23 protein-coding genes are annotated in these 22,109 nt (G+C 68.2%); 11 read left to right on the top strand and 12 right to left on the bottom strand.

Features of this window, described 5'->3' with window-relative positions:
- Window positions 1-237: 237 nt before the first annotated feature.
- A complete protein-coding gene (locus FDK12_RS06860; RefSeq protein WP_104117895.1) occupies window positions 238-1,107 on the top strand; it encodes a Bax inhibitor-1/YccA family protein in 870 nt (289 codons plus the stop codon).
- Window positions 1,108-1,235: 128 nt separating this feature from the next.
- Here FDK12_RS06860 and galK read toward each other — a convergent pair whose 3' ends face one another.
- From galK to FDK12_RS06845, 3 genes are read right to left on the bottom strand one after another with little or no spacing between them, the layout of a single operon-like run.
- Window positions 1,236-2,393 carry a galactokinase gene (gene galK, locus FDK12_RS06855; RefSeq protein ID WP_137368887.1) on the bottom strand — a complete coding sequence of 386 codons (1,158 nt, stop codon included), beginning with the start codon at window positions 2,391-2,393 and terminating at the stop codon, window positions 1,236-1,238.
- A complete protein-coding gene (gene galT, locus FDK12_RS06850; protein ID WP_137368886.1) occupies window positions 2,390-3,520 on the bottom strand; it encodes a galactose-1-phosphate uridylyltransferase in 1,131 nt (376 codons plus the stop codon). Before galT ends, galK begins: the two co-directional genes overlap by 4 nt.
- Window positions 3,517-4,317, bottom strand: coding sequence for a DeoR/GlpR family DNA-binding transcription regulator (locus FDK12_RS06845; RefSeq protein ID WP_137368885.1), 801 nt, complete (start codon window positions 4,315-4,317; stop codon window positions 3,517-3,519). Before FDK12_RS06845 ends, galT begins: the two co-directional genes overlap by 4 nt.
- Before the next feature lie 132 nt (window positions 4,318-4,449).
- Here FDK12_RS06845 and FDK12_RS06840 point away from each other — a divergent pair, with 132 nt between their 5' ends.
- The 4 genes from FDK12_RS06840 to FDK12_RS06825 are packed head-to-tail and all read left to right on the top strand — an operon-like array spanning window position 4,450 to window position 8,695.
- Window positions 4,450-5,367: an aldose 1-epimerase family protein gene (locus FDK12_RS06840; protein WP_137368884.1), complete on the top strand. Its 918-nt coding sequence runs from the start codon at window positions 4,450-4,452 to the stop codon at window positions 5,365-5,367.
- A 34-nt stretch (window positions 5,368-5,401) separates the two neighbouring features.
- Window positions 5,402-6,733: an AI-2E family transporter gene (locus FDK12_RS06835; RefSeq protein ID WP_137368883.1), complete on the top strand. Its 1,332-nt coding sequence runs from the start codon at window positions 5,402-5,404 to the stop codon at window positions 6,731-6,733.
- On the top strand, window positions 6,730-8,085 hold the full coding sequence (ilvA, locus tag FDK12_RS06830; protein ID WP_223263150.1) for a threonine ammonia-lyase: 1,356 nt from the start codon (window positions 6,730-6,732) through the stop codon (window positions 8,083-8,085). Before FDK12_RS06835 ends, ilvA begins: the two co-directional genes overlap by 4 nt.
- Window positions 8,086-8,095: 10 nt before the next feature.
- Window positions 8,096-8,695: a rhomboid family intramembrane serine protease gene (locus FDK12_RS06825; protein WP_137368882.1), complete on the top strand. Its 600-nt coding sequence runs from the start codon at window positions 8,096-8,098 to the stop codon at window positions 8,693-8,695.
- Window positions 8,696-8,716: 21 nt separating this feature from the next.
- Here FDK12_RS06825 and greA read toward each other — a convergent pair whose 3' ends face one another.
- Window positions 8,717-9,208 carry a transcription elongation factor GreA gene (greA, locus tag FDK12_RS06820; RefSeq protein WP_223263149.1) on the bottom strand — a complete coding sequence of 164 codons (492 nt, stop codon included), beginning with the start codon at window positions 9,206-9,208 and terminating at the stop codon, window positions 8,717-8,719.
- 205 nt (window positions 9,209-9,413) lie between these two features.
- Window positions 9,414-9,848: a DUF4307 domain-containing protein gene (locus FDK12_RS06815; RefSeq protein ID WP_137368881.1), complete on the bottom strand. Its 435-nt coding sequence runs from the start codon at window positions 9,846-9,848 to the stop codon at window positions 9,414-9,416.
- Window positions 9,849-9,957: 109 nt separating this feature from the next.
- Here FDK12_RS06815 and mca point away from each other — a divergent pair, with 109 nt between their 5' ends.
- Both mca and FDK12_RS06805 read left to right on the top strand, forming a co-directional pair.
- The gene (gene mca, locus FDK12_RS06810) at window positions 9,958-10,857 is read left to right on the top strand and encodes a mycothiol conjugate amidase Mca (protein WP_137368880.1); all 900 of its coding nucleotides are present in this window, start codon (window positions 9,958-9,960) and stop codon (window positions 10,855-10,857) included.
- Window positions 10,858-10,966: 109 nt separating this feature from the next.
- On the top strand, window positions 10,967-11,281 hold the full coding sequence (locus tag FDK12_RS06805) for a hypothetical protein (protein ID WP_137368879.1): 315 nt from the start codon (window positions 10,967-10,969) through the stop codon (window positions 11,279-11,281).
- A 141-nt stretch (window positions 11,282-11,422) separates the two neighbouring features.
- Here the strand turns inward: FDK12_RS06805 and trhA are convergent, their stop codons facing one another.
- Window positions 11,423-12,064 carry a PAQR family membrane homeostasis protein TrhA gene (gene trhA, locus FDK12_RS06800; RefSeq protein ID WP_223263184.1) on the bottom strand — a complete coding sequence of 214 codons (642 nt, stop codon included), beginning with the start codon at window positions 12,062-12,064 and terminating at the stop codon, window positions 11,423-11,425.
- Window positions 12,065-12,368: 304 nt separating this feature from the next.
- Here trhA and FDK12_RS06795 point away from each other — a divergent pair, with 304 nt between their 5' ends.
- Window positions 12,369-13,136 carry an isoprenyl transferase gene (locus FDK12_RS06795; protein ID WP_137368877.1) on the top strand — a complete coding sequence of 256 codons (768 nt, stop codon included), beginning with the start codon at window positions 12,369-12,371 and terminating at the stop codon, window positions 13,134-13,136.
- A gap of 275 nt (window positions 13,137-13,411) precedes the next feature.
- Window positions 13,412-14,752, top strand: coding sequence for a PhoH family protein (locus FDK12_RS06790; protein ID WP_104117945.1), 1,341 nt, complete (start codon window positions 13,412-13,414; stop codon window positions 14,750-14,752).
- A 65-nt stretch (window positions 14,753-14,817) separates the two neighbouring features.
- Here FDK12_RS06790 and FDK12_RS06785 read toward each other — a convergent pair whose 3' ends face one another.
- Window positions 14,818-15,573, bottom strand: a complete 756-nt coding sequence (locus tag FDK12_RS06785) for a hypothetical protein (RefSeq protein ID WP_137368876.1) — start codon at window positions 15,571-15,573, stop codon at window positions 14,818-14,820.
- Between the two features lie 59 nt (window positions 15,574-15,632).
- Here FDK12_RS06785 and FDK12_RS06780 point away from each other — a divergent pair, with 59 nt between their 5' ends.
- Together FDK12_RS06780 and FDK12_RS06775 are read left to right on the top strand one after the other, a co-directional pair.
- Window positions 15,633-16,139, top strand: a complete 507-nt coding sequence (locus tag FDK12_RS06780) for a prepilin peptidase (protein ID WP_137368875.1) — start codon at window positions 15,633-15,635, stop codon at window positions 16,137-16,139.
- A 5-nt stretch (window positions 16,140-16,144) separates the two neighbouring features.
- Window positions 16,145-16,615 (top strand): NUDIX hydrolase, encoded by a 471-nt coding sequence (locus FDK12_RS06775; RefSeq protein ID WP_137368874.1) that lies wholly within the window; start codon window positions 16,145-16,147, stop codon window positions 16,613-16,615.
- An 80-nt stretch (window positions 16,616-16,695) separates the two neighbouring features.
- On the opposite strand, the gene FDK12_RS06770 is transcribed toward FDK12_RS06775, so the two are convergent.
- The 5 genes from FDK12_RS06770 to FDK12_RS06750 all read right to left on the bottom strand — a co-directional run bounded on the left by FDK12_RS06770 (window position 16,696) and on the right by FDK12_RS06750 (window position 22,058).
- A complete protein-coding gene (locus tag FDK12_RS06770; protein ID WP_137368873.1) occupies window positions 16,696-18,408 on the bottom strand; it encodes an MDR family MFS transporter in 1,713 nt (570 codons plus the stop codon).
- On the bottom strand, window positions 18,405-19,061 hold the full coding sequence (locus FDK12_RS06765; RefSeq protein WP_189636285.1) for a TetR/AcrR family transcriptional regulator: 657 nt from the start codon (window positions 19,059-19,061) through the stop codon (window positions 18,405-18,407). The genes FDK12_RS06770 and FDK12_RS06765 overlap by 4 nt, the downstream gene beginning before the upstream one ends.
- A gap of 127 nt (window positions 19,062-19,188) precedes the next feature.
- Window positions 19,189-20,664, bottom strand: coding sequence for a class II fumarate hydratase (locus FDK12_RS06760; RefSeq protein WP_223263148.1), 1,476 nt, complete (start codon window positions 20,662-20,664; stop codon window positions 19,189-19,191).
- 22 nt (window positions 20,665-20,686) lie between these two features.
- Window positions 20,687-21,301, bottom strand: coding sequence for a carbonic anhydrase (locus FDK12_RS06755; protein ID WP_137368871.1), 615 nt, complete (start codon window positions 21,299-21,301; stop codon window positions 20,687-20,689).
- Window positions 21,302-21,320: 19 nt separating this feature from the next.
- Window positions 21,321-22,058, bottom strand: coding sequence for a DUF4245 domain-containing protein (locus tag FDK12_RS06750; protein ID WP_223263147.1), 738 nt, complete (start codon window positions 22,056-22,058; stop codon window positions 21,321-21,323).
- Window positions 22,059-22,109 lie beyond the last annotated feature (51 nt).

Below are 22,109 nucleotides of genomic sequence, written 5' to 3'. Positions count from 1 at the left end.
TGACGAGTGTCACGGGCGTGGGGTTCATGTTACTAGCGGCATGTTTCGTCATTTCGCAAAAGCTCCGCACCGAGGTAGCGATTCGGTAACGAAAGTTTTACCAAGGCGCCTTGGTGTTGTAATTCCCGGGCCTACAAGCCAAGCGGCAGACGCCTGCGGGGAACAAACCCCCAGCAGAACCGTTGAGATTGGTAGGGTTGCAAGAACACTCAGCCCCCTATTGGAGGACTAACAGAAATGGCACTTGGCGGTAATCCGGTATTCAACGGGAAGACCTTCCGCTCCGCTACCCGGGGCAACCAGACGGCGGGGTTCGGTACTGCGGGAATGGGCACTGCGACGTACGCAGGCCAGGCGATGGCTAACCAGCATCAGCTGGAGCACATGTACAACCAGCCGTCCGCCGGCCCTGCCCAGACAGGCCGGATGACCTTCGACGACGTCATCGTCAAGACCCTGCTCTGCCTGGGTGTCGTGCTCGTCGGGGCGGCCATCCCGGCGTTCGTGGTTCCTGGCCTCGCACTTCCCCTGATGGTGATCGGGGCGCTCGGCGGTTTCGTGCTGGGCCTCGTCAACTCCTTCAAGCGCGAGCCCTCGCCCGCGCTGATCCTGGCCTATGCAGCCCTCGAGGGACTGTTCGTCGGCGGTATCACGATGTTCCTGGAGAGCATGTTCCCCGGCATCGCGATGCAGGCCGTGCTCGGTACCCTGGTCGTCTTCGGCGTCACCCTAGCACTCTTCAAGAGCGGCAAGGTGCGCGCCACGCCACGCGCCATGAAGTTCTTCATGATCGCGATCATCAGCTACATGGCCTTCTCGCTGGTGAACCTGGGACTCATGGTCTTCGGTCTCAACGATGACCCCTGGGGCCTCCGAGGCGCGGACTTCCTGGGGACGGGGATCCCCTTCGGCGTCGTCATCGGGATCTTCGCCATCGGGCTGGCGGCCTTCTCCCTGATCATCGACTTCACGTCGATCAGCGAGGGTGTCCGCCACGGCGCTCCGCAGAAGTACTCCTGGACGGCGGCGTTCGGTTTGACCGTGACGCTGGTATGGCTCTACGTCGAGATCCTCCGCCTCCTCGCGATTCTTCGCGGCGACGACTAGCACGACGACGTCGGATCCCGTGCGCTAGGTGCACGGGATCCGTCCGTCGACGAACAGTCGAACAAGGAGAAGGGCCCGCAAACCTCACGGTTGCGGGCCCTTCTCCTTGTGCGGCAGGTGCTGGAGCGTCAGGCTATGCGTCCGGCGCCCGCGCCGGGCAGAACGCTGAAGATGACCGGCGACCGGAAGCCGGCCGAGGAGAATGCCTGCTCGACGGCCGACCGGATGGCGGGTACGTCATCCACACGAGCCAGGGCGATGGCAGCACCGCCGAAACCGCCCCCGGTCATGCGGGCGCCGATCGCGCCTGCCTCGAGGGATGCATCCACGGCGGCGTCCAGTTCGGGACAGGAGATCTCGAAATCGTCGCGCATCGAGGCGTGGCTCGCGATGAGCAGCGATCCGAGCTGGGCTGGTCCCTTGGTCGCGAGCACCTCGACGGCGTCCTCGACCCGCGCGTTCTCCGTCACGACATGACGAACCCGCCGGAAGGTCTCCTCGTCGAGGACTCCGGCTGCCTCAGCGAGATCCTTGACCGAGAGGTCACGGAGCGCGGGAACGCCCATGAGCTCCGCTCCGAGCTCGCACGAGCGCCTGCGCGCCGCGTACCCGCCGGTGGAGTGGGAATGGCTGACGCGGGTGTCGATGACCATGAGCTCCAGCCCTGCGCCCTCGAGGTCGAGGGGGACGAGCCGTGAGTCGCCGGAGCGGCAGTCGAGGAAGACGGCGTGCCCGGACTCACCCAGCAGCGAAGCCGACTGGTCCATGATCCCGGTGGGCGCCCCCACCATCCTGTTCTCGGCCAGTTGCCCGATCGCAGCGAGTTCGCGGCGCGACGCGCCCCCCTGTGAGAGCTCGTTCGCAGCGACCGCGACGGAGCACTCGAGCGCCGCCGACGAGGAGAGTCCGGCTCCGACCGGGACGGAGGAGTCCACCAGGAGGTCCATCCCGGGGCAGCGGTAGCCCGACTGCTCCATGGCCCACAGGACTCCCAACGGATACGCCGCCCAGCCGTGCACGGCACCTTCCGCCAGGGTGTCGAGATCGGCCGTCACCGGGTCCTCGTCAGGCGCGAACGTCGACGCGACCCGTACCATACGGTCCTTCCGGACGGCCGCCGCGACCGTCGTCGAGTGCTTGATGGCGAACGGGAGCACGAAGCCGTCGTTGTAATCGGTGTGCTCACCGATGAGGTTGACGCGCCCCGGAGCGGACCACAGGCCGTCCGGCTCGGTGCCGAAGCGGTCGGTGAAAGCCGCCGCGAGGTCGAGGGGGGTGGAGTTCATGCCTGGTCCTTCCGGGGTGTGCCGGGAACGGCGCTACGGAGTGCTTCCGCGACCTTCTCCGGCGTGGTGTCGTTGATGAAGGCGCCCATCGCGGCTTCCGAGCCCGCGAGGAACTTCAGCTTGTCCGCAGCCCGCCGGGGCGAGGTCAGCTGGAGGTGCAGGTAGCTCGCCGGCCGGAGGGCGTTATCGATCGGCGCCTGCTGCCATGCTGCGATGTACGGCGTAGGTGTCGGATAGAGGGCGTCGAGCCTGCCGAGGAGGTCGAGGTAGACCGTCGTCAGCTCGTCGCGCTCCTCGCCCGTCAGGCCCGAGAGGTCGGCCACCTGGCGGTGGGGGACAAGGTGTACCTCGAGCGGCCATCGGGCGGCGAACGGCACGAAGGCGCTGAAGTGCTCGCCCTCGATGACCATGCGGTCGCCCGCGCTCCGCTCGCTCGCGAGGGCGTGCCCCATGAGGGTCTGCTTCCCATCGGTCGCATCGAAGTACGCCGCGGCACGCGCTGCAAGCGTCGCGGCGCGCGGCGGGATGAACGGGTACGCGTAGATCTGCCCGTGGGGGTGCAGGAGCGTGACGCCGATATCCGCGCCGCGGTTCTCGAAGCAGAAGACCTGCTTGATTCCGGGCATCGCGGACAGCGCCTCGGTGCGCTGGGCCCAGGCATCGATGACCGTCCTGGCGCGCTCGGCGCTGAGCGAGCCGAAGGAGCCCTCGTGCGCGGAATCGAACGCGACGACCTCACACCGCCCGTACGCTGTCGCCGTCGTACCCCATCCCGGCGTGCCCGGGAGCTCGCCGAGATCCGGGCCGAACGAGGAGAACCGGTTTTCGAACACCACGACCTCGTAGTCGGACGCCGGGATCTCCGACAGGTTTGCAGGCGTCGTCGGGCAGAGTGGGCACTGGTCGGCGGGCGGCAGATGCGTCCGAGACTGGCGGTGCGCCGCAACGGCTATCCATTCTCCGGACAGTGCGTCGAAGCGCGCGGTACCGGCGGGCCCGCGTGCAGGAAGCCCTCGCGCGTCGCGGACGAGGGACGCGTCGCGGTGGCGTGCCACGCTGTCCTCGCGCGCGTCGAAGTAGATCAGCTCGCGCCCGTCGGACAGGCGGGTGGGGGTGACATGGGTCATGGACGCTCTTCCAGAGGGGGGTCGGGGACGGGTTCGCAGAGGATGCGGGTGAGGGTGCCGTAGTCGCCGTCGGGTGGCTGATCGGTGACCAGGGCTGTAGCGGAGTCGAGCGCAGCCACCCGGGCGAGGCTGACAACGCCGATCTTCGTGGCGTCGGCGAGGATGACGAGCTCGCCGCACGCCCTCGCGAACGCCCTGTTCGTGTCCGCCTCGGCGAGGTTCGGGGTCGTGATGCCGGCGGCCGCATCAACGCCATGGGCACCCATGAAGCAGAGGTCCGCGCGGAGGGAGGAGATGGTGCTGGTGGCGATCGGCCCGACGAGCGCCTTCGACGGCGTGAGTTGACCGCCCGAGAGCAGGACCTCGGGCGCGCCGTCGCTCGGGCCTGCGGACTTCAGGCGGTGGAGTTCGTCCGCCAGTGGAAGGGAATTGGTGATGATGGTGAGTCCCTGGACCCGCGCCAGGAGGGGAGCGAGGGCGTAGGTCGTGGTGCCTCCCGTGATGGACACCGTCATGCCGGGCGTCAGGAGCGAGACCGCTGTCACGGCGATCTGCTGCTTCGCCAGGCCTCCGCGCGTCCGGTTGGCGTCGAAACCCGCTTCGACCGAGCTGAGGCTGCCGATCCGAACGGCTCCGCCGTGGACACGCACCAGCGCACCGCGAGCCTCGAGGGTATCGATGTCCCGGCGTACCGTCATCTCCGAGACGCCGAGGGCGAGGGCCAGCCCGCTCACCCGCACGGCAGGCTGATGCGTGAGCCTGTCGAGGATCGCCGCCTGGCGCTCTGCTGCAAGCATGGTCCTCCTTCGGAGCGTCGGGGGTACGCGAAGCGAACGGGTACGAACTAAATCGAACAAAACCTATCATAAGCCGCTGGGCCAGCAGGAGTAAGGGGGCGGGCGGGGGACGCCCGGCGGTAGCATCGCTGCATGACTCAGGCGTCCCCACGATTGGCCAGCGGAACCAACTACACGCTCACGGCGGGTGCGTCGACCGTCGTCGTGGCGAGCCTCGCCGCGGCCCTCAGGTCCTATGAGCACGACGGCGTCGCCCTCACCGAGACCTGGGGTGACGGCGACATCCCTGCAGGCGGTGGCGGCATCCTGCTGGCGCCCTGGCCCAACCGCGTGGCCGACGGCCGATGGACGCTGCACGGGAAGGAGCAGCGCCTCGACATCACGGAGCCGTCGAAGGGGAACGCCATCCACGGGCTCCTGCGCAACGCGGGGTACCAGGAGGTCGAGGCAGCGCCTTCCCATGTGGTCCTGGAAGCCGAGGTCTTCCCCCAGCACGGCTACCCCTTCCACCTTCTGCACCGCGCCGCCTACGAGCTCACGGAGCAGCAGTTGACGGTTACCCAGGAGCTCACCAACCTGTCGTCCGAGGATGCCCCCTTCGCCCTCGGTGCACACCCCTACCTCAAGATCTCGGACGTGCCGACCGAGGACCTCACCTTGACCGTGCGGGCTGCGACGGTTTTCGAGTCCGACGACCAGTCGATCCCCACCGGTACCGCGCCCGTCTCCGGACAGTTCGACCTGCGATCGGGCCGCCGCGTCGGAGACATCCAGTTCGACGCGGCCTTCACGGACCTCGAGCCGGTGTCCGGGCGTCACGAGCACGTCCTGTCGGCTCCGGACGGCCGGCGCGTCACCCTGTGGGCGGACCCGGCCTTCGCCTACGCCCACGTCTACATCAGCACCATCTACCCCGGAGTCAGCAGGGCCGTGGCGATCGAGCCGATGACGGCGCCGGCCAACGCGTTCAACTCGGGCGAGGGCCTGCGGTGGCTGCCACCCGGGACCTCGTTCTCGGCGAGTTGGGGGATACTGCCAGGTCTCGGATAACCGGCGCCAGGGCCTTCTATGGAAAGATTGGCCCATGCAGCGTCTCCCCGGAGCGAAACCCCAGCGCGCCCTCCAGCGCGCAGTGAGTCGCGGGGCCGCTGCACTGCCGAGTCCACTGCCGGAGCAACCCGCGGGTGCACGGCCGGCCCTGCGCGCGGACGACCGCACCGACGTTCCCTTCGCGCTGCGCGTCGCCGCCTCCTGGTCCTGGCGGCTCGGGCTCGTCATCGTGGTCAGCGGCGTGCTGGTCTACCTTCTCGGCAAGGTGTCCCTGCTGGTTATACCGCTCATGGTCGCCGGGTTGCTCGCGGCGCTGCTGATGCCGCTGAAGAACCTGCTCCGACGACGGCGGGTGCCCAACGGTCTCGCTGTCGCCGTCACGCTCGTCGGCTTCTTCGGCATCATCGCGACAGCCCTCTCGCTCGTAGGACGGCAGCTGGCGCTCGGCTTCTCCAGTCTCTGGGGTGAGGCCCGCGCCGGTATCCAGCAGATGCTGGACTGGCTGGCCCAGGGGCCACTGCAACTCACGACGTCGCAGATCGACCAGTACCTCCAGGACATCGGCAACGCCGCGCAGAACAACAGCGCCTCGATCCTCAGCGGTGCTCTCTCCTTCGGTACGACGGCGGGGCACGTCGCCGCCGGCACGCTGCTCACGGTGTTCACCCTGATCTTCTTCCTGCTCGACGGCGGACGGATCTGGCGCTTCGTCGTCGGCCTCGCACCCCTGCGCGCGCGGGCAGCCGTGGACGGCGCCGGCCGCAGGGGCTGGGCTTCCATGGCCAGCTACGTCCGGGTCCAGATGCTCGTCGCCGCCGTCGACGCGATCGGCATCGGTATAGGCGCCGCGATCATCGGTGTGCCGTTGGCCCTGCCGCTCGGGGTGCTGGTCTTCCTCGGGTCGTTCATCCCGATCGTCGGCGCGCTGGCGACGGGCTCTGTCGCCGTCCTGCTGGCCCTCGTGGCCAACGGGTGGGTCAACGCGCTCGTCATGCTCGCGATCGTGCTCCTGGTCCAGCAGCTCGAGGGTCACGTCCTCCAACCCCTCATCATGGGCCCGGCCGTCGCACTGCACCCGCTCGCCGTCGTGCTCGCGGTTGCCGGCGGCACCCTGTTGGCGGGTATCCCCGGCGCGCTCTTCTCCGTCCCGCTCCTGGCGGTGCTCAACACATCCGTGCGCTACATCGCGCAGCGGGCCTGGGAATATGATCCGGAGGTGGCGCAGGACCACCGTCCGCTCGGGGAGGGACAAGGCATTAGCGGGCCGGCGACGGCGGGGCTTGACGCCCCGGCATCGCCGGCCAGCACCCCGGAACCTCACGCCGCTCCATCGGCGCCAGCCCTCCAGGAAGAGACCTCCCAATGACCGAGCAGGCTGTTGCAGCACCCCTCACTCCAGCCGCGACCACCACACTGTCGGCGACCCCACCGGCGGCGGCCGCACCCGCGACGTCCGTCCTCGGTGTCGCCCCCGCCGCCGCGCTCCCCGTGACACTGGCCGACGTCGAGGCTGCCCACCGCACGCTCGACGGCGTCATCGCGCGCACGCCCATCGAGCAGTCCCGCGCCCTCGGCCGCCTAACTGGCTCCACCGTCTCCTTCAAGTGCGAGAACCTGCAGCGCGCCGGATCCTTCAAGGTCCGCGGCGCGTACAACAGGATGGCGAAGCTCAGCGAAGCCGAGCGCGCACGCGGCGTCGTGGCCGCCTCCGCGGGCAACCATGCGCAGGGTGTGGCGGTGGCGGCCGCGCGGCTGGGCATCTCCGCCCGCATCTACATGCCGCTCGGTGTGGCGTTGCCGAAGCTCGCCGCGACGCGCGGACATGGCGCGGAGGTCGTCCTGCACGGCCACAACGTCGATGAGGCGCTGACCGAAGCGAAGAGGTACGCCGACGAGACCGGCGCGGTCTTCGTCCATCCGTTCGACAACGTGGACGTCGTGGCAGGGCAAGGGACCATAGGCCTCGAAATCCTCGAGCAGGTGCCCGACGTCGACACGATCCTCATGGGCGTCGGCGGAGGTGGACTGCTGGCCGGGGTTGCGGTGGCGATCAAGGCGAAGGCGAAGGAACTCGGCCGCGAGATCCGGATCATCGGCGTCCAGGCCGAGAACGCGGCCGCCTACCCGCCGTCCCTCGCCGCCGACGCCCTCGTGCCGCTCACCAAGGTCTCGACCATCGCCGACGGCATCGCGGTAGGACGCCCTGGCCAGCTGCCGTTCTCGATCATCCGGGAACTCGTGGACGACGTCGTCACCGTCAGCGAGGACTCCCTCGCCAGGGCGCTCATCTTCCTGCTCGAACGGGCCAAGATGGTGGTGGAACCTGCTGGAGCCGTCGGGGTCGCGGCCCTGCTGGACGGCAAGCTGACAGAGAACGGCGCCACGCCGGGCAATACGGTCATCGTTCTCTCGGGCGGCAACATCGACCCCATGCTCATGCTCAAGGTCATCCAGCGAGGTCTCGCCGCCGCCGGCCGCTACCTCGTGGTGCGCATGCTGCTCGACGACCGCCCCGGGTCCCTGGCGACCATCTCACGCATCATCGCGGAGTCAGATGCCAACGTCACGGGCGTGGACCACACGCGCGTCGGCGGATCGATCAGCATGGGCGATGTCGCCATCACCATCAACATGGAGACCAAGGGCGACGAGCACTGCGAGCAGGTCCTCAGCAACCTGCGCGCCGAGGGCTTCCAGCCGGTGGTCATCCAGGGCTGAGGGGAGGGACATGGGGGAGCTCGCTCGCCGCGCGCAGGCAGGCCTGGTCACGGTCGTCGGACTCGTCGCCGTGATGTGGGCGGTGTTCGTGCTGAACGCGCTGCTCGGGAACCTCCTCGTGATGACCCTGGGGATCGCGCCACGCCGCGTGGACGGACTCGACGGAGTGGTCTTTGCACCGCTCCTCCATGGCGGAATCGCCCATCTGGCCAGCAACACGCTGCCGCTGCTCGTCCTCGGGTTCCTCGCGTTCCTCGAGGGTGCGCGGCGGTTCGCCCTGGCAGTAGGGATCAGCTGGGTCGCCTCGGGCATCGGCACCTGGCTCTTCGGTGGAGGACTGACCATCGGCGCCTCGGGGGTCGTGTTCGGCCTCTTCACCTACCTGGTCGCGCGAGGCTTCTACAACCGGGACTGGAAGCAGATCCTCCTGGCGGTCCTCCTGTTCTCCGTCTACGGGTCCATCCTGTGGGGGATCCTTCCCACGGTCGGTTCGAACATCTCCTGGCAGGCGCACCTCTTCGGGGCGCTCGGAGGCGTGCTCGCAGCGTTCCTGCTCAAACGGAAGCGGCCCGCTCCCGGGGGAACGGACCGCTTCGGTCTCGGCTCGTAGGCGCTCGACGCCGCCCGTCCGTCAGCCGACGTACGGCGTAGCCGAGATGATCTCCACGGTGATCTGCTTTCCGTTGGGCGCGGCGTAGGTGACGGTGTCCCCTGCCTTCTTTCCCTGGATCGCGGCGCCCAGCGGCGACTTCTCGCTGTAGACGTCGATGTCGGTGTCACCGGCGACCTCGCGGCTGCCGAGCAGGAAGTTCTCGACGTCGCCTGCGATCCTGGCGGACACCATCATGCCCGGCTCGACGACGCCGTTGTCCGCCGGTGCCTCGCCCACGTGGGCGTTGTTCAGGAGGTGGGTCAGCTGGCGGATGCGGGCCTCTGCCTTGCCCTGCTCCTCCTTGGCCGCGTGGTAGCCGCCGTTCTCCTTGAGGTCTCCCTCGGAACGGGCCTGCTCGATGCGCGCGACGATCTCGGTACGGCCGGGACCCGACAGGTGCTCCAACTCGCTCTTGAGCCGGTTGTAGGACTCCTGTGTGAGCCAGGCGACAGGGGCGCTGTTAGTGGACACGGGATAACTCCTTCGGTACGGCCTCCATCGGAACCGGTGGAAGCACTTGGTCGCTCGACCGGACGATGGCGGAGCCATCACCACCGGCAAGCAAACACCCCGCCTCGTGGGACCGGAAGGCCGGTACGCCGGTGAAGCGGGGCGATACGTATCCCTTCATTCTAGGCGGGGGAGGGCCAGAACCCAAGAACGCCGGCCGTGCACGTCAGTCCTCGACGAGCCAGCAGGCGTTGACACCGCCCGTCACGGCCGGCGAATCCGTGCGGACGTCCGCTCGGTGGGCGGTGGTGTCGCCGCCGTTGGCGCCCTCCTCGGCACCATTCGGGCCGATCGTGACGACCTTCCAGCCGACGACGGCGTAGTTCTCGCTCAGCACCTGCACGGCGCACTGCGCGGTGGCAGAGCGCTCCTTCGTCACCTCGAAGTCGACACTCGCGCTGCCGTCACCGGCAAGGGAGAAGCCGACGTCCTTGGAGGACACCTCCGGGTTGCCCGTCGTGAGGGCGACGGCGGCCACCGCAGCCACCGACGCGAGGATCACCGCGATGACCAGCAGCCGCAGCCGCCCCAGGGGCTTCTTCGGCTTTGGGGTGCCGTAGCGATTGGCTACTCTTAGAGTTGGCGTATAGGCGGAGCTCATCCCTTCATTTTACTGTCCGCTCCACCGTCCGCCGCCGCGGCCATCTCGGCCGCTTCCCATACCCCCGCGAAGCCAGGAGCACGTGTTGCCAAGCCAGGATCATCCCCGCGTGTCCCGTGAGGGTTTCCGCCTCCTCGCGGTCCATGCCCACCCGGACGACGAGTCGAGCAAGGGCGCGGCCACGATGGCCAGCTACGTCGCAGCGGGCGCCGACGTCATGGTCGCCACCTGCACCGGTGGCGAGCGGGGCGACATCCTCAATGCTGCGATGGACGGCGATCCGCACGGCAAGCGCGACCTGCCGGGCCTGCGGAGGATCGAGATGGCGCGAGCCGTCGCCGAGCTCGGCGTTCAGCAGCGCTGGCTCGGCTTCACGGATTCGGGCCTGCCGGAGGGGGATCCACTTCCCGACCTGCCCTTCGGCTGCTTCGCGCTGCAGCCCCTCGAACGGGCGGCCGCGCCCCTCGTGAAACTCGTCCGTGAATTCCGCCCCCACGTGATCGTCAGCTACGACGAGAACGGCGGCTACCCGCACCCGGACCACATCATGGCCCACCGGATCGCCGTCGAGGCCTTCGAAGCTGCGGCGGACCCGGCGAGGTACCCCGGTACCGGTGAGGCCTGGAGCGTTTCCAAGCTCTACTACGACCGCGCGTTCAACCCGGAACGCTTCCGCGCCCTGCACTTCGCACTGGAGGAGGCCGGGCTGCAGTCGCCCTACGCGGAGCGGATCGCGCAGTGGCTCGAGGCGGACGCGGAGGGCCATCAGCCCCCTGCCCCGGCCCACGAGACGACGACCCAGATCGACTGCGGCGACTTCTTCGGCCACCGGGAGCGGGCCCTTCTCGCACACCGGACCCAGGTGGACCCGGAAGGCTTCTTCTTCGCCGTCTCGGTCGAACTGCAGCAGAAGGTGTGGCCGTGGGAGGACTACTCGCTCATCACCTCACGGGTCGGCACGTCCCTGCCCGAGGACGATTTCTTCGCGGGCGTCACCGCCGGATCCTAGGTCCGCCGATCATTTCTATCCCGCGTAGAATTGCATCCTGCGGACACCCCGATCCGCAGGCGATCCCGAAAGTGGTGCGTGCGTGTTTCCTTCCCTCAGCCTGGCTGCGATGACGACGCCGTCGGGCGACCCGACGCTGAAGCCCGGTCTCGATCCGGCGTCGGTGACGCCGGGCACGCTGGGGTTCCTGGCGACCCTCTTCGTCGTCGTCCTGGTGATCTTCCTGATCCGGGACATGACCAAGCGCGTCCGGCGGGTCCGGTACGCTGCCGAGGTGCAGCAGGAGCGGGAGCAGCGCGAGGTGTCGACCACGGGTGAGGTGCCACCGGTCGCGGACGGTACACGGGCCGCCGGCGCTTCGCCGGATGGCTCGGGTGTGGACCGTCCTATGCCGGGCGGGAAGCACGGGCCGGACAACCGCTGAACCGCTGGATTCGTCCCAGAGGGTTTCGCGAGGAGTCCGCTGCCGAACGGTCTCGGCACGGCACACGGTCCGGGCACCACGGTGGAGTCCCCACAGACAGGTCCCTGCGGACCGGTTCCTGCGGACCCTCCGGTCGGGTTGTCAGGCCTGGACGGGGTGAAGGACCGCCAGCATGATCGCGATGAAGTGCGCAGCGAAGGCCGCTACCGTGAGCGCGTGGAACAGTTCGTGGAACCCGAAGACGCGGAGCGAGAAGTTCGGTCGTTTGATGCCGTAGAACACGGCTCCGGCGATGTACAGGACGCCGCCCACACAGATCAGGGTAGCCGCGAGTACGTTCGCCGCAAAGAAATCGGGCATGTAGAACACGGAGCCGAGGCCCAGGGCCACATAGATCGGCACGTAGAGCCACCGGGGGGCATTCACCCAGAGGTTCCTGAAAAGCACTCCGGCGATCGCACCACCCCAGATGATCCACAGGAGGGTCTCGGCTTTCCCCCTGTCGAGCAGGGCCCATGCCAGGGGCGTGTAGGAGCCGGCGATGACGAGCATGATGTTCGTGTGGTCGAGCCGCTTCAGGATGACCTTGACGCGTGGATTCCAGTTGCCCCGGTGGTAGACCGCGCTCACGCCGAACAGCAGCACGCCGGTGAGGGCGTAGACCGCGGACGCGACCTTGAGTTCCGTCGTCGTCGCGAGCGCCACCAGGACGATCCCCGCCACGACCGCCAGCGGGGTGGCGACGGCGTGGATCCAGCCGCGCCAGAGGGGCTTGATCGCCATGGCATCCGCGAGGGGGCCGGCAATCGATTCGACGGCGTCCCCCAGGGTTGAGCCGCTGTTTCCGCCCGGCTCCGAAGGGCCCGGGGTAGGGGTCGGATGGCGCGAGGTCATGCTCGGATTCTAGTCGACCGGAGTGGGTGCTCCCCGTGGGCAACGGTGCGGTGGGTGATGGGCAGCAGTGCCCCATGCGGCCCTTTGTGGGGCAACTGCCGGTACGGTAAGAGGAGTCAGTCGGGGCGCAGGTGTCCCGCGAGAGGAATCCTCCGGCCGGGCCGGAGCGTGGACCAGGGGAGGGCAACCGGGCGTGACATGGACGTTCCCCGAAGTCGGCTACAGCTTCTACGAGCGCAGGTTGCAGCGCAATCTGGCCCCTGAGCGCATCCCGCATCACATCGGCGTCATGGTGGACGGCAACCGCCGGTGGGCCAAGCTCGCGGGTGCTCCGACAAGCCATGGGCATCAGGCCGGCGCGGACAAGATCCACGAGTTCCTCGGCTGGTGCGAGGAACTCGGCGTCGACGTCGTCACGCTGTACATGCTGTCCACGGACAACATGGGACGGCCGCAGGAGGAGATCGACCAGCTTCTCGACATCATCGCCAACACCCTGGACCGACTGGGCGAGAGCAACCGGGTGCGGGTTCAGCCGGTCGGGGCACTCGACCTCCTTCCGGAGGACCTGAGCCGGAAGCTCGTCGACCTCGCACGGTCCACAGAAAAGATCGACGGACTCCACGTCAACGTGGCGGTGGGGTACGGCGGACGGCGGGAGATCGTCGACGCCGTGAAGGAACTGATGCGTGACGCAGCAGGAAAGGGGATGTCGCTCGAGACCCTCGCCGAGGAACTGACCGACCAGCACATCTCCTCCTTCCTCTACACTCGCGGCCAGCAGGACCCGGACCTCGTGATCCGCACGTCGGGAGAGCAGCGTTTGTCCGGTTTCCTCATGTGGCAGAGCGCCTACAGCGAGTTCTACTTCTGCGAAGCGTTGTGGCCGGATTTCCGCCGCGTCGACTTCCTGCGCGCGCTGCGTGACTTCGGGCGCAGACAACGCCGCTTCGGATCCTGAGAGTTCACCAGCCCTTAACGGTCGACACGAGAAAAGAGACCTGCGCCACGGGGGGCGGACGGCGTAGGGTCGAGCCATCGACGGGAGTCCAGATCCGCCGATGGAAGGCCGCTGATGACGCCGACGGTGCTGACAGGCATCTCGTACGAGTCGGGGAGGCCGCGCCGGCCTCCAGGCCGGAACGCCCACCCCAACCCTACGAATTCGGGGTGTGCCCACCCCGGAGCGGAGTTCACGTGGCTACAACCAACACCTCCCAGCAGGACGCCGGCAGCATCGGAACCCCTGAGCCGGTCCGCTCTGCCACCGACGGCGGCGCATCGGCGTCCCGCCGGAGCTACGTCGTCGATACGTCGGTGCTGTTGTCCGACCCCCGCGCGATCCTGCGGTTCGCCGAACACGAAGTGATCCTGCCCGTGGTCGTGATATCCGAACTCGAGGGCAAGCGCCACGACCCGGAACTCGGCTACTTCGCCCGGAAGGCCCTGAGGCTGCTGGACGACCTCAGGGTCGAGAACGGCGGCCTCGACAAGGACGTCCCCCTCGGGGAAGAGGGAGGAACCCTGCGGGTCGAACTGAACCACGTCTCGCCGGAGGTACTGCCCGTCGGCTTCAGGAGCGGGGACAACGACTCGCGCATCCTCGCGGTGGCGAAGAACCTGGCAGTGGAGGGGCGCGACGTCGTCGTCGTCTCCAAGGACCTGCCGATGCGCGTGAAGGCCTCCGCCATGGGTCTGCGGGCCGATGAGTACCGCAACGAGTTCGTCAAGGACTCCGGATGGACGGGAGTGGCTGAGCTCGACGCGACGGTGGAGGAGGTCAACGCCCTGTACGACCATGAAGCGGTCTTCATCCCGGCCGGAGCCGAGCAGCCCGTCAACACCGGCGTGATCATGCTGTCGCCGCGTGGGTCTGCGCTCGGAAGGGTCGGGGCCGACAAGCAGGTCCGGCTCGTCCGTGGGGACCGGGACGTCTTCGGATTGCACGGGCGGTCGGCAGAGCAGCGCCTGGCCATCGATCTCCTCATGGATCCGGAAGTGGGGATCGTCTCCCTCGGGGGGCGAGCGGGTACCGGGAAGTCGGCGCTGGCCCTGTGTGCGGGACTCGAAGCCGTCCTCGAGCGGCGGGAGCACCGCAAGGTCGTCGTCTTCCGTCCCCTGTATGCGGTCGGGGGCCAGGAACTCGGCTACCTGCCCGGCAGCGAGAACGAGAAGATGAATCCGTGGGCCCAGGCTGTCTTCGACACCCTCGGGGCGCTCGTGTCGCAGGAGGTCGTGGAGGAGGTCATGGACCGCGGCATGCTGGAAGTGCTGCCCCTGACCCACATCCGCGGGCGGAGCCTGCACGACTCCTTCGTGATCGTCGACGAGGCGCAATCCCTCGAGAAGAACGTCCTGCTCACGGTCATGAGCCGCATCGGCCAGAACTCCCGGATCGTCCTGACCCACGACGTCGCCCAGCGCGACAACCTCCGCGTGGGACGCCACGACGGGATCGCGGCCGTCGTGGAGACCCTCAAGGGCCATCCGCTGTTCGGCCATGTCACGCTCACGCGGTCCGAGCGCTCGCCCATCGCGGCCCTCGTAACGGAACTGCTGGAGGGCGCGGAGATCTAGGTCCCGGGCTGGGGGGCCCGTCCGGGACCCCCAGCCGACTGCGCGTGGAAGGCGCCGGACTGCAATCAGCCGACCACCCAGGGAACGTGTCTGCTCACGTCGCTGAGTTCCGGTGGAGCCGCACGGAAGTAGTCGTCGGTCAGGTACTCGTCCACTCCGAGGAGGTGGAGATCGTGTCCGGCGCCCTGCGACGGACCGTCCAGTGCGGTCGTCGAGACGCAGACGGCCGTGCCGACGTCGATCAGCACCCGTGTATGTCCCTCGCCGACGAGCGGCCTGCCCGGCGCGGCCGGCTCGTAGGAGGCGTTGCGGGTCACGGTGGCGGCGAGCACCGGCCGGCCTGCGAAGGTCTCCTCCGCCAGGTCGAGCACCTCCACCCGGTTCGCTCCGGGATAGGCCATCGCGACGGGTGAACTGCCGGCGAGTTCGACCGGGTCGAGCATGGAGGACCAGCGCGGGTCGCCGAACACCACCTCTCCGTAGGCGGCTTCGGGTCGGCGCCGCACGAGACCGGCGTCGTCGTACACGGGCGTGACGAGGCGTGGCGCCAGGAGCCAGGACTTCCGGGTGGCGCTGACGTACAACGCGTCGCGGGACGTCTCGTTGCCCGTCGTGGAATGCAGCAGGGTGCCATCCGCCGCCTCGACGCGCAGGGCAGCAGGGCGTCTCACCCACGCCTTCAGCGGTGCGGGCGTGTCGATGCCCTCCGCCGACGGCGCCCGCCAGGTGATGGTGAAGCGGAGCGTCTCCCAGCGCCAGGGCGAGGAGCGGCAGAGCGAGCGGAACGATTCCTCGGAACTGGAGCTGCGCTGGGCCGACATTTCCACAGTGTAACCGCCTCCACACCGACCGATCAGGGCCGTCGCGTAGCGTGGGAGCCATGACCGCCGTGCTCGCAGCGTACCTGGAGGAGGAGCCCTTCGCCTTCGTCCTCCTCGCCGTCGCACTGGCCGGCTTCCTCGCCGTCGGTGCCCGTCTGAGTGTCATCGACTGGCGCACCCACCGCCTACCCGACCGGATCGTCCTGCCGTCCTATCCCGCAGCCATCCTCCTGCTGGCTGGCTCGGCAGGCGCTGCCGGCGAATGGCACCGCGTCCTCGGGATGCTGGTGGGGGCAGCGCTCCTGTGGACCGGGTTCGCGGCACTGCACCTGCTGTACCGACGCGGACTGGGTTTCGGGGACGTGAAGCTCGCCGGACTCCTCGGCCTCTATCTGGGGTTCGCCGGTTGGCCCGCGCTGTGGTGGGGGCCCTTCCTCGCGATCCTGCTGGGCGGGACGTGGAGCGTCGCGCTCGTCCTCGCCCGGCGGGCGACCCTCGGCTCATCGGTGGCATTCGGCCCGTTCCTCGTCGCGGGGGCAGGCCTCACCCTCGCTGTACTACGCTGAAAAGCGTGCCCACCCCGGAGTTCGTCCTCGCCCTGCGCCGCAAGATCGGTCATGATCCGCTGTGGCTCCCGGGCGTCGGGGGAGTCGTGTTCAACGATGAAGGGGATGTCCTGCTCGGACAACGCGCCGACACCGGTGCCTGGACCATCATCACCGGGATGGTCGAGCCGGGAGAGGAACCGGCGGTTGCGCTGCGACGGGAGATCGAGGAGGAGACGGGAGTCATCGTCGAGGTCGAGTGCCTGTTGGACGCCGGTGTCGTCGGTCCCATCACCTTTCCCAATGGGGACGTGTGCACCTTCCTCAACCTCGACTTCAGGTGCCGGTGGGTCAGCGGGACCGCCCGGGTGAACGACGACGAATCGCTCGCCGTCCGATGGTTCCCACTGGACGGCCTGCCCGCCCTGAACGCCCGTCACCTCGCGCTCGTGCAGGGCGCGGGCTCCTTCGACGGACGCACGCGTTTCGTCCGGTGACACGGCGGCCTGCCCGGCAGGCCTCGCCCGACGACTGCCGGGCCGAAGGTGAGAGCGTGGCGTCTGCCCCCGCGACGCGGTCAGGAGTCGGCGGGCTCCGCGCCGCGGCTGCCCGACCCGGAGGTGGGGCCGGTCCGTGACCCATCAAGGGTTGCAGCGCCGGCCGCATCGCTGGGTGCGCTTCCGACGACGATGCCTGCCGCCCGTTCGCGCTCGAGGCGGACTGCGTCCTCGCCGCCGATCGCCTCGCCCCGCGCGACCATCCCCGAGGTCTCGGACAACGGAATCTCACGCAGGAGCAGCGCGAGTACCAGCGCAATCACAAGGAACGGCACGAGGTAGAGGAACACGGGTGCCAGCGATTCGGCGTAGTCACTGACGACGGCGTCCCGGACGGGGGCCGCCAGTGCGTTCAGGGCCGCCGGATCCAGGGTCGACGTCGCCTGTCCTGCCGCCTCGGGGCTGGCGCCGAAGGAGGCGAAGGTCCCGTTGAGACGCTCGGAGAGCCGACTCGTGAAGATGGCCCCGAAGACGGCGACACCGAGGGAGGCACCGACCTCGCGGAAGTAGTTGTTGGTGCTCGTCGCGACGCCGATCATCGTGGGTGCCACCGAGTTCTGCACCACGAGGACGATGACCTGCATGATGAGGCCGAGGCCCGCGCCGAAGAAGAAGAGCATCGTGCAGATGACCCAGATGGGAGTGGCCGCGGTCAGGGTGGACATCCAGAGCAGGCTCGCCAGCGTCAGCGAGACGCCGATGATCGGATACTTGCGGTAGCGGCCGGAGCGCGAGATGGCGATACCGGAGTAGATCGAGGTGCCCATGAGTCCGGCGATCATGGGGACGAGGAGCAGACCCGATACTGCCGCGGAGGTACCCGACGCCATCTGGAGGAACGTCGGCATGAAGGCCAGTGCGGCGAACATCCCGAGGCCGAGGGTCAGGCCGATCCCGGTGCTGTTGACGAAAGTGCGGTTGCGGAAGAGCTCGAGCGGGATGATCGGGTCCTCCGCGCGGCGCTCCACCATGATGAAGGCGACCACCGCGAGGACCATGCCGACGCCGAAGGCCCAGGTGAGCGGCGAGGTCCAGCCCTCAGCAGCGTCCCCGCCGAAGTCCGTGAAGAAGATCAGGCACGTCGTGGCGATGGACAGCAGGACGACGCCGGGGATGTCGATGCGCTTCGTCGCCTTCCTGGACGGCAGGCGCAGCGTGAACCAGGCGATCGCGAAGGCGGCGATACCGATCGGGATGTTGATGTAGAAAGCCCAGTTCCAGGTCAGGTGGTCGACGAAGTACCCGCCGAGGAGCGGGCCGGCGACGGCACTGAGACCGAAGATCCCGCCGAGGGGCCCCATGTACTTGCCGCGCTCGTTGGCCGGCACGATGTCGGCGATGATCGCCTGCGACAGGATCATGAGCCCCCCGCCGCCGAGCCCCTGCATGGCGCGGAAGATGACGAAGGCCCAGAAGTCGGTGGCGAAGGCGCATCCGATGGACGCGATGGTGAAGAGCGCGATGGCGAAGAGGAAGAGGTTGCGCCGACCGAGGACGTCACCGAACTTGCCGTAGATGGGCATCACGATCGTGGTGGCGAGGAGGTACGCGGTCGTGATCCAGGTCTGGTGCTCGACCCCACCGAGCTGCCCGACGATGGTGGGCATCGCCGTCGAGACGATGGTCTGGTCGAGGCTGGACAGGAGCATCCCGGCGATCAGGGCCGAGAAGATGATCCAGATGCGTTTCTGCGTCAGGAGAAGTGGCCCGTCAGGCGCCGTCGTTGTACTCATGCTGTTTCCTCGTTCTGGGACGCTGTCGGGTCGGGGGTCGTGAAGAGTGAGCGGAGGGCGTCGACGTTGCGGACGAAGATCTGCGCGTAGGTGAGGTCGTTGCCCTCGGTGAAGAACTCGTCCATGGAACGGCGGGCGATCCCGCCGAGGACGAACGTGGCGACGCGGGCCCGCGGGTGGTCCGGGGGCAGTCCCTCACGAGCGGCGATGAGCTCGGTCAGGACCTGCGATTTGGACTCGGCCTGGGCGAACATCCGGGCCATGAGGTGCGGTTCGCGGTGGAGAACGGCGGACATCGACTCGTATTCCTCGCGGGAGATCCCCATCCTGGCGCCGAACTCCACGAACAGGGTGGTGAGCGCGTCGAGGAGGGGAACCGGCGTGCTGCTGCGCCCGGACTCGGCAAATGCGGCGAGCAGCTCCTCGGCCGGGCTCTCGTCGGGGTGGCCGAGGACGGCGTCCTCCTTGGACGGGAAGTAGTTGAAGAAGGTCCGCCTCGAGATACCGACCTCATCGCACAATCGCTCGATGGTGAAGCCGCTGAAGCCGTGCTCCAGAGTCAGCCGCCGGGCGACCGCCACCACGGAGGTCCGGGTGGTGCGGCGCTTGCGTTCGCGGAGCCCGAGTTCATCGGCTTTTGCACTGGTGGACACGGAGTACATAATTGCACTATCGAATGAGCAGTGCAAATTGATCATTCCTGGTACGCAGAAGGGGCGCACCCACAGGTGCGCCCCTTCGTGCGACGACCTTTGACGGCCGGCGGTTGACCTACGAGCTTCAGGCCTGCGGAGGTCGAGTCATGGACAGTACATCCAGGGCCGAATCGAGCTGCTCCTCGGTCAGCTCGCCTCTCTCGACGAAGCCGAGTGCGAGGACGGCCTCGCGCACCGTCAGACCCTCGGCGACTGCCTTCTTGGCGATCTTTGCCGCGTTCTCGTAGCCGATGTACTTGTTGAGTGGCGTCACGATCGAAGGGGACGCCTCGGCGAGGAACCGGGCACGTTCGACGTTGGCGGTGATGCCGTCGATCATCCGGTCGGCCGACACCCGGGTCGAGTTGCTGAGGAGGCGGATCGATTCGAGCACGTTGCGCGCGATCACGGGGATGCCGACGTTGAGTTCGAATGCGCCGTTCGTGCCGGACCACGCGACAGTGGCGTCGTTCCCGACCACCTGGGCGCACACCATGATGACAGCCTCGGCGATCACCGGGTTCACCTTGCCGGGCATGATGGACGAACCGGGCTGGAGATCGGGGAGAGCGATCTCGCCGAGCCCGGTGTTCGGTCCCGAGCCGAGCCAGCGCAGGTCGTTGTGGATCTTCGTGAGCGAGACGGCGATCGTCCGCAGCATGCCCGAGACCTCGACGAGGGAGTCCCTGTTGGCCTGGGCCTCGAAATGATCGCGCGCCTCGGTGAGGGGGAGCCCGGTGTCCTCGGCGAGCAGCTCGATGACCCGCGCGGAGAAACCGGCGGGAGTGTTGATGCCGGTGCCGACGGCAGTACCGCCCAGGGGCACCTCGGCGACGCGGGGGAGGGACGCCTGGATGCGTTCGATGCCGTAGCGTACCTGAGCCGCATAGCCGCCGAACTCCTGGCCGAGGGTGACAGGCGTGGCGTCCATCAGGTGGGTCCTGCCCGATTTCACGACGGTGCTGAACTCCTCGGCCTTGCGTTCGAGGGCCTCGGCGAGGTGCGCCAGTGCGGGAACGAGGTCCTTGACGAGAGCCGATGTCGCGGCGACGTGGACCGAGGTGGGAAACACGTCGTTCGAGGACTGCGACGCGTTCACGTGGTCGTTCGGGTGGACCGTCGTCGTGCTGCCCGCGGCTTCGAGCGCGCGGCTCGCGAGGGTCGCGATGACCTCGTTGGCATTCATGTTCGAGGAGGTCCCCGAACCGGTCTGGTAGATGTCGACGGGGAAGTCGCCGTCGTACCTGCCCGAAGCGACGTCCTCCGCGGCGGCCTCGATGGCCCGGGCGCGCTCCTCGTCGAGCACCCCCAGTTCGGCGTTGGCCGTCGCCGCGGCCTTCTTGATGCGGGCCAGCGCCTCGATGTGCGCGCGTTCGAGGGTGGTGCCCGAGATCGGGAAGTTCTCGACGGCGCGCTGCGTCTGGGCACGGTAGAGGGCGTTGACGGGAACGCGCACCTCGCCCATCGTGTCGTGCTCGATGCGGTACTCCGCACCCCCCGTGCCCGGCGTAGCGCCGGTCGTGGAGCTGGATTCAGGGCTGGCTGCAGGCGTTGGAGTCATGCGGCAATTCTCGCCCTCGCCGCTACAGTGCGCCAAATCCTGACACGAGCACGGCCTTGCCCTCATCGAGGCGGTAGGAGACGCCCAGGACAGCCACGCTGCCGTCCGCGACGGCTTCGGCGATCACGCGCGAACTGTCGACGAGCCGCTTGGAGGTCTGCTTCGTGTGCTCGATCACTGTGGGATTCACCTCCGTGATCCCGGCCCGGCGAGCGGTCAGGACCGACGGCGTGATCCGCTCGACGAGGTCGCGGAGGAAACCGGTCGGCATGTCCCCGGTGTCGACGGCGTTCATGGTCGCCGTGACGGCGCCGCAATTGTCATGCCCGAGGATCACGATCAGCGGCACCTTGAGGACGCTGACGCTGTACTCGAGCGAGCCGAGGACGGCGTCGTCGATCACCTGACCGGCTGTACGCACCACGAAGACGTCTCCGAGGCCGAGATCGAAGATGATCTCCGCAGCGAGGCGTGAATCCGAGCACCCGAAGATCACGGCGAACGGATTCTGGTTGTTCACGAGGGCGGTGCGGCGGGAGGCGTCCTGGTTGGGGTGGGAGACGTCGGCGGCGACGAACCGCGCGTTACCCTCCTGCAGCCGGTGCCACGCCGCGGCGGGCGTCAATTGCTGAGTCACGCCGCCCACTGTACTGGGATCAGCCGTCCGCTCGCGAAGATGACAGGCGCTCGGCCTCCTCGACCGCGTTCTGCCGGACCTCCTCCACGACTGCCGCTCCCATGGTGTCGAACTCCGTGAGGCTCGCCTCGCCGTTGAGGATGACGGTGGAGCCGTCGACGTCGGCCGTCAGCACGGAATCGCCGTCCGGCGCGTCGAGCAGTTCCCATTCGAGGCCGCCGATGGACCGTGTTCCCGATACCTGTGCATCACCGATCCGCTGCGCGATCCAGGTGGGATTGGCGTCGTCGGTCTGGGTGAGCTGGATGAAGCCGGTGTCCGCCGTCAGGAAGCCCACCTCCCAGAAATCCACGCTGTCACTGCGGCCTGTGACCCAGCGCGCGTAGTTGGACGACCAGCCATCGGGCAGGCTCGGTGCAGCGGGGAGGTAGCCGGCGTCGCCCGCCGCCTGGCGGGCAACGGTGGCGACGTCGATGTCGCGCCGGTACGTCTCAGCCGTGTAGGTGGGGTTCAGGAAGTAGACGGGGAGCACGACGGCGATCGTCGCGCCAGTGGCGAGCAGCATGCCGCGCACCGTCGAGCTCGCGCGCTTCGCCTGGTTCGGGGTGAGTGTGATGGGAGGCGCGTCGTCACCGAGCTCCGCCTCGAGCCGGGGGTCCGTACCCGGGCGCTGCCCAGGGTGCGCGGCCGCGTCCCTGCCGGCACCCGCACCGGGCTCGGTTGCTGGGGTGGTCCGCTCATCGCCGTGTTCGCTCACCCTTCCATTTTCGCTGATACCGGCCATGCTGCCTAACCGGAGAGCGCCGCA

Origin of the sequence: Arthrobacter sp. NamB2 (genome assembly GCF_005281365.1) — a bacterium.
Taxonomy (GTDB): Bacteria; Actinomycetota; Actinomycetes; order Actinomycetales; family Micrococcaceae; genus Arthrobacter_D.
Note: the sequence above shows the minus strand (reverse complement) of the source record. Positions and strands in the feature narration are given on the sequence as shown.